This is a genomic window from Pseudomonas sp. GW101-3H06 (genome assembly GCF_059424605.1).
This window is the reverse complement of the sequence record NZ_JBWKZO010000002.1, coordinates 382210-399340: the sequence shown is the minus strand read 5'-3', so window position 1 is coordinate 399340 and position 17131 is coordinate 382210. Positions and strand designations below refer to the sequence as shown.

The following is a 17131-nucleotide window of genomic DNA, read 5'->3' as shown; positions in this document are numbered from 1 at the left end:
TTGGGCTTTCTTAACGGGATCGGAGTTCGAATGTGAACGGGATGAAAAAAAAGGCAATTCTCGCGCTTTCAGCATTGGCCTTATCGTGGTCGCTGACCGGTAATGCTGCTTCTCAATGTATTGAAAGCGGCGAGTCGCTGGTCATCAACCCAATAGCTTCCTTCGAAGGCGGTTCCGTTACTGTCTCGTACTCACTGAAGCGCAGCGACTGCACTTCGACGGGCTCTTTTAGTCTTCCGATCGCAGTTGGTGGGCCGAAAGGTTCGCAGCTCGGTAAGTGTGAGGGTGTTCGTACAAAGGAAGAGTTTTCCTGTTCCGGATCTGCAGCATTGCCGGCTGGATTCACGGGCCCGCTGGTTATTGGCGTAGGAGGGGTGTTAGCAGAGACTATCGTTCAACCCAAGCAAACGCAGCCTGTAGCTGAAGACATGGAGGTGCTGAATGATGAAGATAAAACTCTCGTAATTCCACTCGTATTGAAGGGCGTTGGGGTAACAGCGGATTCATTTGAGCTTGAAAATTTGCCTGATTCGGATGTAGGGCAAATCCTTCTTAAGGGCACCACAGTAACGTTCATACCCCTACCAGGTTGGAGCGGTATCACAGGATTTTCATACCGAGGCAAGGATCAGCACGGGGTGTACTCCAATGTGGCGAATGTGCGCATCGTCACCAGCCTCATGAATGATCCGCCGATTGTAATACCTCATCCTGCAATCGGTTCGGAAGACATCCCTTTTACCTTCACGCCGGTGGTGAAGGATATTGATGGCGTCGACATCTATCAGCTTGTTGTCGAAGCTCAAGGGTCGCACGTCGTAGCTTCGGTGTCGGATGACCGCCATTCCCTGAAAATCACGCCTGAACTCAACTGGAATGGTGAGGACGTAATCAAGATCACTGCAATGGATGCCGCAGGTGAAAAAAGTCCCGTCACGGACATTCCTGTTGTCATTCAGCCGGTCAACGACGCTCCGGTTGTAGATGCAATTTCTATCAACACTGACGAGGACGTCGCCGGCAGGGCGCCGATTATTTTTACCGACCAGGATGGTCAAGCGCCGTATCGGTTCACAGTAGGTGGCCAGCCCTCAAAATCAATTGGTGGTTGCGGTATTGATGGTAATTACGTCGTTTTCACGCCCGCGAAAGACTGGAACGGCCAAACCACATGCTTGGTTACGGCAATTGACGCAAATAACGCGTCATCAAAGCCTGCGGTAGTGACAATCAACGTCAACCCGGTTCCAGACAAGCCTGTCGTACAAAGCACGACGGTGACAATGAATCAGGGCGCATCGACGTCGGTAATACTTGCAGTGACAGATCCCGACAAGGTCGACACCTTTTCTTTATCCAGCACAACACCCCATGACGCGACCTTTGGTTCGTTTTCTTTCAACGGCTCAAAGCTTTCAGTGACCCTGTCCCCATCATTCGTGGGGAGTCGTGTGATTGCGTACACGGCCAAAGATTCTTTCGGCCTTAGCTCTGATACGGGGTTCATCACAGTCAAAGTTCAACCTGTGAATGCAGCCCCTGTTGTAGACGCCATTGATGCTTTGACATCGATCGAGACGCCTGTTTCTGTGGAGCTGACTGCGACAGATGCGAACCATGACTCGCCACTAACATTTGCTATCGCGCAATCGGTAGCCCCCGCTGCTGGTTCACTGACGCTTGTAAAAAATGTGCTTACCTTTTCCCCTGCTACTGGGTTTGTAGGAACGGCGACATCCAAGGTGAACGCAACAGATACCGCCGGCGCAGTATCTGCGAGCCAGACCATTACGTTTAACGTTCAGGCGGATCAGATTGTTGCTTACGATCCCGACGTGCCTGATAGCCACGCTATTGTCATCGTGCAACAACCGCCGGCAAATGTCGGGGTAATCACAGCGGTCGGAATGAATGTATCCTTTGTCCCCGTTGAAGGTTACTTCGGACCTGGATCATTCAAATACAAGGTTCGGGATACAGCCGGCTTGGAATCAGCGGTTAAAGACGGCGTAGTCATTGTCGATAAAACCAACTATGCCCCAACATCAGCGACTGCTGATCTCACCGCATACGAAGGTGAAGCATCAGCTGCTGTAACGCCGACAGTCACGGACAAAAACTTGTATGACGCTGGTCAGCACACTTTCACTGTGCCTATCCAAGCAATGACAGGTGTCGCAGAGGTCGTTAGCAATAAGATCATTTACAACGCACCGTTCGGTTTCCAAGGTAAAACGTCGTTCAAATTTATTGCTCGTGATTTAGCTGGCGCTGAGGTGATCGGTACGGCAAACGTCACGGTTATCGCTAAAAACCTTCCGCCGACAATGGTCGCGCTTGATATGCAGACCACGGAGATGACGCCTGTGTCCGGCGCTCCAACGGTGGTTGATTCAAATCCCACGGATACATTTACCTTTAAGGTCCTCGGCACACCTGTCGGAGGCGCTGCTGTAGCTGCGGGAGGCAAAGTCAGCTACAGCCCTCGTGAAGGTTGGACAGGGACTGATAGTTTCCTCATCAGAGCTACAGACGCAGCTGGATCAACAGTAATAGGGTTGGCTACTGTGACCGTGGTGCCGAACAACCTGGCGCCAGAGGGTCTGGTTGGAACAATCACAAGCCTCGAAAATACACCAGCAGCACCGTATTACCCGGTTATTACAGACAAGAATCTGTACGACCAAGGCCAGCACCTTTTGAAAGTGGTTACCCAACCTGCAAGCGGATCAGTGGCTGTGACCGGCAATATGCTTATTTTTACGCCAGCCAAAGATTTTATTGGAGATGATTCATTCATCGTTGAGGCAACTGATCTAGGCGGCTTGAAGGTCTCCGGTGCGGTTGCCGTTCACGTACTCAAAAACAACCTGCAACCAGTGAGTGCAGCGCTGAGTATCACCACCTTTGAAAACACCAAATCGGCAGCTTTTAAGCCCGATGTTGTTGATCCGAACGTCTGGGACTCCTTCAGCTACGAAGTTGTAAGCCAACCTTCGCACGGTAGCGTACTCGCCAGCCAAAATGGCTACATCTACACGCCGAACCCTAGCTACGTGGGCAATGATTCGTTTGCGTTCCGAGTGGTCGACGCAGGTGGCGAATATATTGAGTCTCTAGCTCGGGTGGCAGTGCTAAGGAAGAACACGCCTCCTACAGGGCTTAAGCCAACGACCGTATATTTCTACGAAGGGGTAGGAGGTAAGGAGCGGCTGAGTGCTGTTGACGCCAACGATTGGGGTTCCCATACCTTCGAGGTCGTTTCGCAGCCTGAGCATGGATATGTATGGTTCAACGGTAATGACGAAATGAACTTCAAGACTGACGGTCGTACTCAGACCTCAGTCGTCATCAAGGTCACGGATCAGGATGGGGAGTCGGTGAACGTTACTGTGGCGCTCATGCCCAAAAGCATCGCTGATGTAGTGGATCAGATGCCAATCGAACAGATTGATAAGGATAGCTTGTCCACTCCTGCCATCACTAAGGAGTTCAACAGAACAGACGGTCGCCCAGGGTTGATGGTGACAGAGCCTGTGGCTATACAGGCTCTTGGGACAGACGTTATTGCGTTTGTAGAGAAAACATCAGGCCTTGGTCTGAAGGTAGGTCGCAAACCACTAGATCCAGGTCAAGCAGTTCGGTTACCTATTGATCGAGTGACCGTTGATAGCTTGGGTGCCGCTGTCGCAGCCCTGACTGCAGGTGAGGCTGGCAAAGGGAGGCTGCTGCTGTTTAGGGGCGACCTGACTGGTTCAGCCTTTGCAATTCCATATGAGGTATGGTCTCTGCAGGGCGCGATAAAGACTTCAGCGGATAGCGTGCCTTTGGGTCTGCAGTCCGTACGAGCGCAATTCGAGCCGGGAAATAATGTCTGTCTGAACACGGTCCGAACGCTATCGGCCCAGAACTCCAACCCCTACGACAATCCTGTTTGTCTACTTGAGTTCACAAAGCCATTGCCGGAGTACAAGGACCTGTCCAGCGATTCAACGTTGGCTTTGCAGGGCACCGCCGCGGATGTCGGCTCATACCCAATCGAGGCCTCCTCCTACATTGTTGGACCTGATGGCCAGAAGTATCTCCTTGGTACCTACTCAAAGACGGTGACCTTTGTCTCTCCAGTAGCCACAGTGAAAATAGGGCCAAAATACCCGTTCGATAAAGCGTATTTTAAAGTCGAAGATCTGGATATTGAGTTCGTTCAGCAGTCAGGAACTGCTTGTGATTTGACGATAATCGAGCGCCGCGCAATGACTGCTGCTTCGTCTTATTCGACTAAGCCTCTGTGCTTAGTCGAGTGGGAGGAGATTTCTCCAGGCCTTACCATTCGACCCAACTGGGAACGGCCATACCTGGTTGGCAACGCACAGATGCTCGGCGAAAACAAAATTCAGTGGAAGCTTTCTGTTTTCACTCCGTCGGGCAAAAAAATTGATCTTGGAACGGACAAATTCACTTTTGACGTTATTGAGCCGTCGTTCCCGAAAGTAACCTATACGTCAAAGACGAAGGTAAACGATACGTTATTGGTATCACCGCTGGCCGGTGGTTACATCGGCGATGCCGTGGTGACTTCCGTGAGTGCACGTCTGCAACTCAAAAATAACGTCAATCAAGGTAAGGTTCAAAGTGAGGTAATTGCGCCTTCTTTTGGGGACATCATGACGGTGTACCGCCGCATTTATACAGCGCCTTACACCGCTCTATGGCAAAAGCGATCGCTCTTCGTCGATGTGAACTACACACTGCTACCAGATTTGATCACTCACTCTGTGGTCGACGTTTTGGCGGTCCCTGACGAGAGCATTGTTCCTATTATCGATAACGAAAATGGGAAGATTCTTTCCACTGAGGCCTTGGAGGTCAACGTTGCGATTGGGGATGCATACGACTCAACCAAGACCTACAACGAGTCAACGATGGGGGCGTGGGAGATTCGTCTGATTCAGAAGCCGACTTGGAATACGGTGACGGAAGTAGCTCCATGGGTAAGAGCTGATGGTGCCGGTCATGCGTCATTCGCTTTGGACGTCGCTGCACTTGCTGGTAAAAATCTTCGCGTCTTCGCAGAGGCGCGGATCATCTCTCCCGTTCCCGAGTACACCGTTACCAGAACATCGCCACAGCCGCTGTCACTAGCAATTTTGAACGGCGCAGCGCTAGATGGATCGATCCGAGCGCTGCGGTTGACAGGCGAAGCGCCACTCAGGGTAACGCTGTTCGCTGATGTCACCAATCGGGCTTGGACCAAAGACCTCGGTAATGTCCGTTGGGAGCAATCCACTGAAGGTGGTGCATGGACTGAAATTCCAAATAAAAGTCGCACACCACAACGTATTGCTCTGACTCTTGCCAAAGGTAAATACAAGATTCGCGCGGAGCTCACGAACAAACACTCTGGCGCAAAATCGATGACTGACGAAATCGAGATTGCTGCCTACAACATTCCCAAGGGCATACTCAAAGGCGCAGGTAACACGTTTCTTGATGCAAACGCTCGCTTCAGAGTGCTGCAGGTGAATGCACAACCAATTGATCTTTCTAATATCGATGTCGAGTGGAGTTATGACCGTGGTGTCACGTGGACGCCGGGGAGCGATAGCGTTGTGTTTACTCGTAGTACCGAGGAACGTGTCTACGTCTACATGAGAATGAGGTACAAGGACTCGCCGACTGATGATCCTCGGGTATGGAAGACGATTCGTTCAGGCGTTGCATTCAGAAAGGTGCGCCCACCCAGAGTGCAGCTGATCGGGCCACGTCGTCCAGAGGTAGGGAAAGAGTCAACTTGGGTAGCAAACCTGCTTATGCCGTACCCGAACATGGATTTAACCATGGATGGTGAATTCATCATGCCGGACGGTAAGACAATCGTCCCTGGCCAAGAGGCTAAGTACACGCCCGTGGATTCAGATGTCACTGATCAACGTACATATTTGAGCTATCGCGCATGGATCAACGGGTACCGTGATCGTGGAGGGGAGGGCATAACACAGCAGCGAATCACCTTCTGGATTTACGATTGGCCGGCCTGGGCGATTTCACCGACGTTCTCAGCAGAGTACGCGCCGGCCGACCTGAGTTTACGAGTAAGGAACATCGGTGAGTTCAAAGCTGTTGAGGGGGTCTATTACGACTGGGAAATGCCTGCTATGCCCGGTTATTCAGTTGTGAAAGACGACAACATGGCACTGCGGATACTGACCATTGATGAGCCAGGCGAGTTTCCATTCAAAGTGCATGTTTACGATGCACGTGGTAATTACACCCTTGTTGAAAAAAACATGACCTTCAAGGAGCCACCACCATGGTCGATTACGCTTAAGTGGACAGGAGATAACAACGCAGCACGTGCTCCACTAGGCATCATGGTCCGGCCGGAGATCACTGGAGGACATCCAAAAGACCGGATTACGAGCATGGCGTACACCCTCAACGGAACAGAAATCGATACCGGCGGTTCTCGATATGCGCGCGCAACCCTTCCTGCAGAAGGTCAGTATCAGATTGCCATGGCTGTTCAGTCGCAGATGAACAAGGGAGGAACTGGCGAGGTGTCTATCGATGTGAAGCAGAACCAAAAACCTACCTGCGATTTGCAGGTCAAGGAGAGTGGTTCAGCGTGGACTGCCACCGCGAAATGCGTCGATCCTGACGGCCGAATCGCCCGTCACAACTGGTACGTAAATGACAAGCTGCAGGGGTTGGGAGGGTCGATGATCACAATTTCAAAAAGAACGTACCCTGAAGCTCCGAAGATCCTGCTCTACGCGACGGATGACTCCGCTGAGGACTCGGCGCCAGTCGTTTGGTAACACCACAGGGCGCCGAAAGGCGCCCTTTCTTTTGACCCCAATGAAGGGTCAGATTCGACACCCTCCCAAAGTATGCAGCTATAGCCTGATGACATCGTAAAAGAGGTGTCCTCATGCTCCGAAGAATCTTCTGCGCAATTTTGCTCATCGCGTCAGCAAGCAGCTATTGCACTGCAAATGCCCAAGAAAACAACGTAACTACGCCGTTGCCAATAAACGGAATGATTGCGGCCGTCAAAAATGGAAAGCTCGCGTTTGTAAGTGATAACGGAAGATTTGTTTTTCGTGGGAGCTTGTATGACACCTGGAGCCAAAAAGAAATTTCCTCGATCGATGACGCCGATCAAGCTTTCCGCTATATCGACGTGGCGAAGCTTAAGTTCAACGTTGACGATCTGAGCCCCTTTACATATGGGAGCGGAAAGAAACAGGTCATAATTTTTACCGACCCTCAATGCCCAGCATGCAGCTTACTTCTAACTGATCTCAAAAAAGTAGAAGGCTACACATTTAAAATTGTCGAGCTATCAGCACTCGGTGAAGAAAGTTCCAAGATTGTTCGATCGATGCACTGTGCAACTGATCAGAAACAAGCCTATGAGATTGCTGTTGGACTGCAAAAGCCGCGAGTTATAGATAGCCGTGGAGCAGATTGCGATACCTCAGCAATCGGCAAACGAATTATTACAGCCCAAATGTTTGGGCTTAAAGGCGTCCCGTTTATTATTCGTGACGATGGTTTAACACGCCAAGGGTATGCAAAAGGTTCGCTCGAGTCTTGGCTGATTGGAGCCGCAAAATGAGCACTTTTCCAAAAGCTAAATTCCCACTTGCAGACCTACTTAGCGTAGTTGCCTATGACGAAGATAAGAAGTACTTCGTTATGGATGACAACATGGCTGGGTTCGCGTTTTTGTGTCGCCCGCTGCCTGGAAGTGATGGCAAAGAGGGCGACCAACTTAAAAGCGTCATGAAACAAGCATGGCCGGCCGGAACGATGATTAATTTTTCATCATTTCCATCGCAAAACATTAACGATCAAGTGAATTCGATGCTGAGAATGCGGATGCATTCTCCTGATGACATTGCGCATCAAGCAATCAAAAGCCGTGCTTCGTACCTGTTCAAAGGCACACTTGAGCCGATTGATGATTATTCAGGTATCAAGGTACGTGAAATTCACACAATCATTACTGTTAAGTTTCCAATTGCCGAACCTTTGCCAAGTGAAAAAGAAATTCAGATCATAAGCGAGCTCAGGGCTCAATTTGACTCGACATTTAAAAGCATTGGGTTTTGCCCTATAGGTTTAACACAAAACCTATATTTGGAAATTATGTCGTCGATTTTGAACCAAGGACCAAATGCGTCTTGGCGAGATCGAATGGCGCAGGAGGCGGACGATGATAAGCCGCTTAAAACACAGGTCTTGGATTATGATCGCACTCTAGAAGTTTTTAGTGATCATCTAAAGATCGGTAACACTTTGGTAAAAACCCTTAGTGTTAAAAAGTTTCCTCGTCGCGTAGTTCAGGGCTCTGCAGCTTGGTATTTGGGTGATTTGCTAACCGGAAACAACGGGATTCGAGAAAATTGCATAATTAGCTTCACTGTATATTTTCCTGATCAACAGGCAGCAAAAGACAAAATGAACACCAAGCGTCAGTGGGCCAACAACCAGGCCTACGGACCTCTTCTAAAATTTGTACCAAAACTTGGTGCAAAAAAACAGGGTATGGATGACCTGTTTAAGGAGATTGAGGAAGGCGAGGCTATTGTCCGATGCAACATGACGGTTATCGTTTTCGCTAACGATCGTGATCGCCTAGTGCGTGCATCATCAGAAGCCCGAAATTATCTGGGAATACGTCAGTTTTCGTTCCTGGAAGACAAATATTTTGTACTGCCTTTATTCTTAAACGCGCTTCCGTTTGGCGCAGATGCAAATGCTATTAATGAGAGCTATCGATATAAAACTATGTCGGTGACTCAGGCCCTACCACTGCTACCTATCTATGGGGATTGGAAGGGGACTGGCTCCCCGATGATGCAGTTTGTGTCTCGCAACGGGCAGTTGATGTCCTACTGTCTTTTCGACTCGGAAACTAATTACAACGCCACGGTAGCTGCGCAGTCGGGTAGCGGGAAGTCATTTTTAACTAACTACTTGATCACAGCCTATCGATCAGCTGGAGCTCAGGTGTGGGTGATTGACGTTGGTCGATCGTACGAGAAGCTGGCCAAAGCATTTAATGGTGACTTCCTTGAATTTAAGCCAGACGTCACGATATGCCTGAATCCCTTTGAGTTGGTTCAACAGTACTCTGAGGAGGAGGACGTCCTCATTGGACTTCTGTGCGCTATGGCTGCACCTACGAAGGCCCTTGAAGACCTTCAAGTTGCAGGTCTGCGAAAGCACACTCATGACGTTTGGGAAGTCAAAGGCCGTGACATGAGCGTCGATGACGTCGAGCAATCATTGCTTGGCGATGAAGACAGCCGTATCCAGGATGTCGGTAAGCAACTCTACCCATTCACGTCCAAGGGGATGTACGGCAAGTACTTCAATGGCAAGAATAACGTTGACTTCAAAAACCCGTTCACTGTACTTGAACTCGAGGAACTAAAGGGGCGGAAGCATCTTCAGCAGGTAGTTCTGCTCCAGCTCATTTATCAAATTCAACAGGCAATGTTCCTGGGGGATCGAGACCGGCAGAAAATTGTAGTAATCGATGAGGCTTGGTCGTTACTTACAGAAGGTGATGTCGCGAAGTTTATCGAGCACGGTTATCGCCGTTTCCGTAAATACAATGGCGCTGCAATTACTATTACACAATCTGTAAACGATTTGTACGCTAGTCCGACTGGTCGCGCTATCGCGGAAAACTCAGCGAACACCTTCTTGCTGGGCCAGAAAGATGATGCAATCAATATCATTAAAAAAGAAGGCCGACTTGCGTTAAGCGATGGCGGATTCAGCATCCTCAAGTCAGTACATACGATCCGTGGTCAGTACTCTGAGATATTCTTTATGACGGAGTCAGGGTCTGGTGTAGGACGCTTGACAGTTGATAACTTTTCTAAGCTTCTTTACTCAACTACTCCTAAAGATGTGCATGATATCAATGTCTATGTTAACAAAGGCATGAATACAGCCGAAGGGATCAATGTCGTATTGCGCGATCGTGGGGTATCAGTATGAAGTCAGTAATTCTTAACGTAGCACTTTCTGTTGCTTGCTCGCTGGGAACCATTGCAGCATACAGTTTTATTAAGGGCGATTCTTCAATTACTCAATTCGCGGTGCTGAATTATGACGTTGTTAATTTGCACGGTAGCGGAGGTTCGAATTCGGAGGTTGAGGAAAGTTATAATAACCTTCGCGAGTCCGCGAATAAATTGACTGCTGCTGGTTATGTTGTGATGGACTCACGAGCGTTAGTGTCATACCCACCTGAGCTAGAGATTCCATTAATTGAACATGGTGATGAAACTGAGGTATCTGAGGGGGCGGTAAGTGAATAAGCATTTAACATTCATTTTAAAAGCCTTGCCCCTGTCAGTTGCTATGGCTGGTGCCGCTTTTTACCTGTCGTCTCGATATGAAATTGGAATTGATCCACAAAAGAACACGTGCTTGGATTGGCGGGTCTTTGTTGTTGATCGTTATGATACGAAAATTGATCGCGATAAGGTATACGCGTTTCGGTCGACTCAGATGGAACCATTTTTTGCGAATGGTACGAAGATCATCAAATACGTCCGCGGTATACCTGGCGATCGCGTCACAGTAGGCCTGGAAAATATCGCTGTGAATGGTACTACCAGAGGTAAAGGTCTGCTGCTTGCAGATCGCCTAGGTAAACCAGAGAGCCGATATATAAGGGATGAGATAGTTCCAGATAATATGCTTTGGTTCATGGGCACATCTCAAGATAGTTTCGATTCGAGATATTGGGGCTACGTTTCAAGTTCCGACGTGGTCGGGAGAGCCTACCCAATATGGTAAGACTACGATCAGCACTCATTTATGCGGCTGTCATTTGTTCTGTCGCTCAGGCTTATGGGAGCACAGACTTTGCAGCTCAAGAGAGCGCAGCAATTGAGAATTTCAAAGACGTTCTGGACGGAATAAAGACTAATACGGACAAGCAAGTAGATTTTGTATTGAAAACTGAAGACCTCAGTTTTGCCAAAACACCACTGATGTTAGACAGTAATTCAGTCGACCCCGTGCCTGTTGATCACGACAGGACCTATCAGGTATTCGTTTCGTGGAGTCTTGGTGAGGCGGAGATCAAGAATCTCATAAAGGAATACCACGATAACAGAGAAGTCGAGCTTGTTTTTAGAGGTATTCCTGACGGTCTAACATTGCAAGACGCGCTCGCAAAGGTGCAACGGTTAAGTTTGGAAACGAAGTCCAATACACCTGTACTTATAAACCCCGTGCTTTTCGAAGAGTCGCAAATTGAAACCGTTCCGCAAGTGCGTAAAGTTGTAGGGAAACAAACTGTATATGTAGTTTCAGGAACAACATCCGTTCAAGCCGCGGATGAGCAGTACCAAAAAGATAAAGTACCAAAGCCAAAAGCAATTGGGCCCGGCCTGCGAATAGCCGAGCGTGATCTAATTGAAGTATTGAAGGAGCGACTCGCCAAGGTCAATTTTTCAGAGCTGAAAGATAAGGCTTTAAGGAGGTTTTGGTCTAATCAAGTATTTGCAGAATTATCGCCTGCAACAACGAGTAGAGTCAGAAAGCTAGATCCTTCAGTCGTGGTGCCACAAGACATCACAGGCGTCGACGGATCTTTAATACATAAAGCTGGTGATCGTATAAACCCATTAGACATTCGTCCTTTTACTCAGCGTCTTGTGATTATCGATCCTAGTTATGAAAAACAGATCAACTTTGCGAAGGCGCAGATTGAAACTTACGGTGACAAGCAGAATGTTGTCATTATTTTGTCAGAAATGGATCGCCAGAAAGGTTGGGATGGATTTACTGAAGTGCAAAATAAAGTAGGCCGTGCCGTATACATCCTAAAGGATGATGTGCGCACGAGGTTCTCTATCGATTTCACGCCTTCAGTAGTTACCGCGGCCGATAGAAGCTTTTATATTGAAGAAGTTGCAGGAGAGTCATTGCCGTGACAGTGCTAGCGCTCCAATCAATTCACTTTTCCAACGGTAAGGTTCTAGGGTACGAGGTGTTGGCTCGTCGCATAGTCTCGGGTCGAATGCTTTCACCAGGACAGTTCATGGCGAACTCGCAACCAGGTGAGTGGATTCTATTGGATCGCGAGATAGTAACGCTAGTCACCGAAAATGTTTCAGAATTAATCGGTATGGGCCCTTTATTTATTAATATCAGTTCAGAAACATTATCGTCACCTTCTGATGCGTATGCATTGATAAAGTCTCTAGCTGGCGTCTATTCGCTAGGGTTGGAAATCGTACTCGAAATATCTGAGAAATACTCTGACGGGTCTGAGAGCCTTGATTCATTGTTATCCTTTGCTAGGTCCTTGGGGTTAAGAGTTGCAATTGATGACTTTGGATCGGAAAACTCAAATATGGCACGTTTGGTTGGACATAAGTGGGATTACTGCAAGGTTGACCTCCCTGCGTTGTTGGTGCCGGCAAATCTGACGCTCCTGACTGAAATTCGAGATTACTGCTTGGCCAACCATGTAGGTTTAATCTTAGAGAAGGTAGAAGATGTTTCAATTCTAAGTGGTTGGCTTAAGCCGCTAAATGGTGCATCGCTACAAGGCTTTGCGCTCTCTAAACCAGGCGTGCTTAATCAAATGCCTTCGCTGTTACAGAGTTCAAGGTAGTATTAATTATGTTCATTCGTAGTTTAGGCCTGTTGGTCTCTCTGTTGCTGTGTCTTTATTCGCAAGTATCGGTATCTGATCAGTCTGTAACTGATTCTTTGTCCTGCCCAAATGCTGAGCTGTTTAGCGGTAAGTTATTTACTGATGTTTGTTGGGCTTGTCTATTCCCTATACGTATTGCTGGTGTAAGCATCACACCTGGTGATGCTCCGTCAGGCGCTTCAAAGAAGAGTATTTGCATGTGTGAGGACAATCTTGGCTTATGGAAGCCTGGTATTGTCAACTCATTGTGGGAGCCTGCTCGGCTAATCGAAGTTGTTAGGAAGCCTGGGTGTTCGCTCGCATTGGGTGGTGTTACCTTGCCAATTGGCGACAAGCGCCTGTGGGGGACATTATCCGATTCAGTTGGTGGCAACACGATTACGAAGGAGAAACTCTCTTTCTATAACGTCCATTACTATGCGTTCCCGCTGCTATCGATTCTGGAAATGTACATGCCCAAGCGCTGCTCTCCAGATGGTTATGCTGACTTCGATATCATTCAGTTAACGGAGATTGACCCGGTCTGGACAAATGACGAGTTAGCATTCTTTGTTAACCCTGAGGCTGCTGCTGTCGCAAACCCACTGGCACAAGCTGCATGCACAGCTGACGCGGCCTTAGGTGTTGCTGGTCAAGAGCCTCTAACGTCCCTCTGGTGGTGTGCAGGGACGTGGGGAGAAATCTACCCAATGGCTGGGACTGCCTTACCCAACGACTTTGGGCGAACCACTTCGTTACTTGCTGCGCGCACGATTGCTACCCAACACCGCCGCGGCCTTGCACATTTAACTATTGGGGATGAAACCATCTGCAGGGGCTCAATCTTCCCCACAGTTCCAAAATCCCAATACAAAATGGCCATGTTCTTTCCTCGAGCAGAATCGAAGGAAGCGCATTACATCGGTTCTCACCCGATGACTTGGCAAGGGGGTGAGGGCAGAGTTATTCCCCAAGTCGGGGAAGACGCGCTTTACATGTTATTCCGGTGGAATGACTGCTGTAACACACTATGAGATTTTGACATGCGTTCTCTATCCAGGATCACCGCGGCCGTAACACTATTCTTCTACGGGTACGCCATCTGTGTGCCTGCTTGGGCCGATAGCATTTCGTCATCGGCAGCGGACGGGAATAAAGCTGCTCAAGATGCGATGAATTCATGGTCGGCGCCGACTGCGTCGTCATCCGAGATCACTTTTGGCAGTGGGGGGCAGAAGCAAACCATTAATCTGTCTGAATTATTCCCAGGCGTATCTGATACGTCTGATTCCGGTGACTTGAAAAGTCTGTATGGAAATGATGAAGGGACCCTAAGTGCAGGGTCCAATGCTAATACGTCTTTATTAAGTGAGAACTCGATGAGCGGTGATGCCTACCGCCTGTTGAAAGACACTTCTGGCACTAAACGGCCCGATCTTAAAAATGATCCACTTTGGACGAACACTGATAAGACAATCGACAATCAGGACATATTTAATAAAGACTTTGCTGATTGCAAACAGACAACTGAAACCACAAAGACCACTACGTCTAAACATGTGTCTGACATGAAGACGTGCGAACGTGTTGCGGATAAGTCTGGAGTATTCACGCTTAAGCACGACTATACAGCTGGCGTTGTTAAGTATGTCGATGGTCCCACAAACTTTCAATCTTGCGGGCCGGGATGCATTGATATCTGGTTAGGTCAGGTCGGTGATAATTATTGGTCGGGTTACTGCACCATTTTCGAAAATAAAATGACTTTTGAAGTCGTAAACCCAGATGCAATTCAATCTGCGAGTCTAACCTACGCAAAATGGGATGACTACATGCAGGTATGGGTTGCCAACACGAAAATCTGGTCTGGCCCAAACGAGAACTTTCCACCTGAAACGGCTGGTGCATGTGAGCTAGGGACGTCTTGGGAGACGGCTCCTAATGTCAACATGACTTCTTTATTAAAAGAGAAGGGAAAAAAAGAATTCAAAATTCGAGCGTCAGTCGCTGGTTCTGGTGAGGCTTACGCTAAGTTGCGAGTTATCTACGATCCGTTGAAGGCAGTAAGCGAAGAAAAGTGGTATTCACAAGAAGCTGTTGACGTAGCCTCATCTATTAATGATGGTTACTGTCAGGGTTCATTCGTGTGTACGAAAATATCTGCCATTTCTGAAACAGGATGTGCAGAAATTGACGGTGTTACTGTTTGTGAAAGTTCATTTGGCAAAGGTCCGCCCTTGCCTGGGATTTCGCCTCTCTGCCAAGAAGTTTCAATCAACTCACAATGTAATTTTTATAAAGGTGATATGGAGTGCTACACCGATGCACAAGGGCAGCAACAATGTCCTGTAAACACTGATAGGACTTGCTCCGTAAATCATAATATGAAAGTTATGGAAATCCCATTCGCTGCAAAGGTTGCGGTTGAGGATGCTCCTGGTTCGGGCGAAACGAATCGCGTAGTGGTTGACTTTTCAAGTGGTTCATCTCAGAACACAACAAGCAGTCTGCGGGCGGATGCCAGTATCGATCAGGCTAACTATGATTATCTATGTAAGGCAAAAGGGGAGGATGGTAGATCTCTGCCTCAAAAAATCGCTGTCTCTTCTGTTGGGTTATGGACTGGTCATAAATACGCACCTAAAACATTGGGTGTTGACTCAACTAATATTATTCAGATGCCGTCTTGTGAAAACGGTCTAAAAATGATCGTCGACATCAAGGATACTGGCAGCGGAACGCCAGGATGGTTCTACGCTCATGAGTTCCGGTTTAAGGCTGTACGTATCGCCGCGGAGTCTTATGGCCCTAAATTCTGTATTGACGCGGCCAATAAGATCCAATCTGGTCAGTGCACTGAAGGCGGAGCAGTTCAGGTCACTAAAGGCGTAGCATCAGGTTGCCTGCCTTTAAATGGAATCTCTGTTTGTCCTGGCGATAGTATGTATGCTGCTATGTTGCCTTCCCCTGTCCAAGGTGTTGATAAATTATTCCAATCGGCGAAAGTCACAGGTTGTGTAAATGGAGGAATGAACCTAAATACCTGTGCAAAATTCGAGGCTGATAAGACATGTGGCTTTATCTCTCAAAAATGTGTTGATGGTGCAAAGGGTGACTCAGGGCAATGCTATGTGACTGAAGAGGTTTGGGATTGTGGCTACGATGTTCAAGTTCCATCAACCGATACCAAGACATCGTATCAATGTGCAGGTCCAGTTCGCTGCCTAGGGAAAGAGTGTTTCAATCCGACCGATGAAAAGTCTACTGAGTTTGGTTATGCGGCCGCAGCCCTTCAAATTGCACAGTTTGCTGAACATGATCTCGATTGCGGTGAAAATCCTGAGGACACAACATCAGATCATGTTTGCAAAGTGTTCAAGGGCGAAATGATGGAGTGCAAAAAGGCTGTAGGTGGCTGGGTGGACTGCTGCGAGGCCCCAGACGGCGTATCACTCATGGACTACATTGCTCTCACGTACAACACCATCCAGCTTACTGAAAAAGTCGGAATCATTGATAACGCGCCTACGCTTTCAAGTGCCTGGACTCTGGGAAAAGAGTTGGCTAGTGGCAGTGGTTGGGATTCAGCGTGGAGTGCTGCATCTGCTACCAATGCTGCGGTGACTGATGTAGCACAACTCGGTGTAATTGAAGGCTTTAAGCAACAAATGATGAACTATGTCGCGAATTGGACAGCGAATACGTTTGGGCCAGCGGCTGCAAACGCGGTTTTTGCAAGCGGAATCGCAGCCAATGGCCCCTCTACCGAGGCTTTTGCTGCTACCAACCCTACTACAGGTGCTGTAACTACTGCTCCAAATGCTACTTTGGCTTCGAGTTTTGCAGCTGTTCTTTCAGTCGTAATGATTGCTTATATGGTTTATCAGATTGCTAATATTCTGGTAAAAATAATATGGGAGTGTGAGCCTAAAGAGTTTGAGTTGGGAGCCAAGAAGGAAACGAAAGTTTGCCATTATGTTGGCAGCTATTGCGCTAGTAAAACACCATTTGGTTGTATTGAGAAAAGGGAGTCTTACTGCTGCTTCAACTCGCCTTTAGGGCGCATCATTCAGGAGCAGGGGCGGCCACAACTCGGAATGACATGGGGTGATGCTGAAAACCCATCCTGCGAAGCACTAGGCGTTGATCAGATAGCCAAGCTGGATTGGAGTAAGATTGATATTTCAGAGTGGATTGGCTTACTTCAAGTTACTAATTTCTATCCTACGGCCGACAAAATTAATTTAGATAATTTGACAGGTAAGGGGTCAGCTTTGAATATTGGTGAAGGTCGAACCGACACTCTCAATCGAAATACAGAGCGATTGGATGGTCTAAATGAAAGCTTTTCTGAGACGAGAAAGGCTGCAGAGGATAATTTAAGGGACACTTTCAATAAGTAATAAAAAAGGGGCCGTAGCAGGCTGTGTGAAAACCTAGCAATCTGCTGGC

Annotated in this window: 9 protein-coding genes; all 9 read left to right on the top strand. The window is 48.1% G+C overall.

What is annotated here, in order from left to right; genetic code table 11:
* Nucleotides 1-41 precede the first annotated feature (41 nt).
* Entirely contained in the window at nt 42-6818 is a 6777-nt protein-coding gene (locus AC07ZE_RS31100; protein WP_057978600.1) for an Ig-like domain-containing protein, read from the top strand.
* A 113-nt stretch (nt 6819-6931) separates the two neighbouring features.
* Nucleotides 6932-7621 carry a DsbC family protein gene (locus AC07ZE_RS31095; RefSeq protein ID WP_010466575.1) on the top strand — a complete coding sequence of 230 codons (690 nt, stop codon included), beginning with the start codon at nt 6932-6934 and terminating at the stop codon, nt 7619-7621.
* Nucleotides 7618-10020, top strand: coding sequence for a type IV secretion system protein TraC (gene traC, locus AC07ZE_RS31090; RefSeq protein ID WP_057978601.1), 2403 nt, complete (start codon nt 7618-7620; stop codon nt 10018-10020). Before AC07ZE_RS31095 ends, traC begins: the two co-directional genes overlap by 4 nt.
* Nucleotides 10017-10343 (top strand): hypothetical protein, encoded by a 327-nt coding sequence (locus AC07ZE_RS31085; protein ID WP_125919916.1) that lies wholly within the window; start codon nt 10017-10019, stop codon nt 10341-10343. The genes traC and AC07ZE_RS31085 overlap by 4 nt, the downstream gene beginning before the upstream one ends.
* Nucleotides 10336-10827 (top strand): S26 family signal peptidase, encoded by a 492-nt coding sequence (locus AC07ZE_RS31080; protein WP_082631631.1) that lies wholly within the window; start codon nt 10336-10338, stop codon nt 10825-10827. Before AC07ZE_RS31085 ends, AC07ZE_RS31080 begins: the two co-directional genes overlap by 8 nt.
* Nucleotides 10821-11972 (top strand): TrbC family F-type conjugative pilus assembly protein, encoded by a 1152-nt coding sequence (locus AC07ZE_RS31075; protein ID WP_057978602.1) that lies wholly within the window; start codon nt 10821-10823, stop codon nt 11970-11972. Before AC07ZE_RS31080 ends, AC07ZE_RS31075 begins: the two co-directional genes overlap by 7 nt.
* On the top strand, nt 11969-12658 hold the full coding sequence (locus AC07ZE_RS31070; protein ID WP_158004326.1) for an EAL domain-containing protein: 690 nt from the start codon (nt 11969-11971) through the stop codon (nt 12656-12658). The genes AC07ZE_RS31075 and AC07ZE_RS31070 overlap by 4 nt, the downstream gene beginning before the upstream one ends.
* 8 nt (nt 12659-12666) lie before the next feature.
* Nucleotides 12667-13713 (top strand): TraU family protein, encoded by a 1047-nt coding sequence (locus AC07ZE_RS31065; RefSeq protein WP_057978604.1) that lies wholly within the window; start codon nt 12667-12669, stop codon nt 13711-13713.
* A gap of 9 nt (nt 13714-13722) precedes the next feature.
* Nucleotides 13723-17082, top strand: a complete 3360-nt coding sequence (gene traN, locus AC07ZE_RS31060) for a conjugal transfer protein TraN (RefSeq protein WP_082631633.1) — start codon at nt 13723-13725, stop codon at nt 17080-17082.
* The last annotated feature ends 49 nt before the right edge of the window (nt 17083-17131 follow it).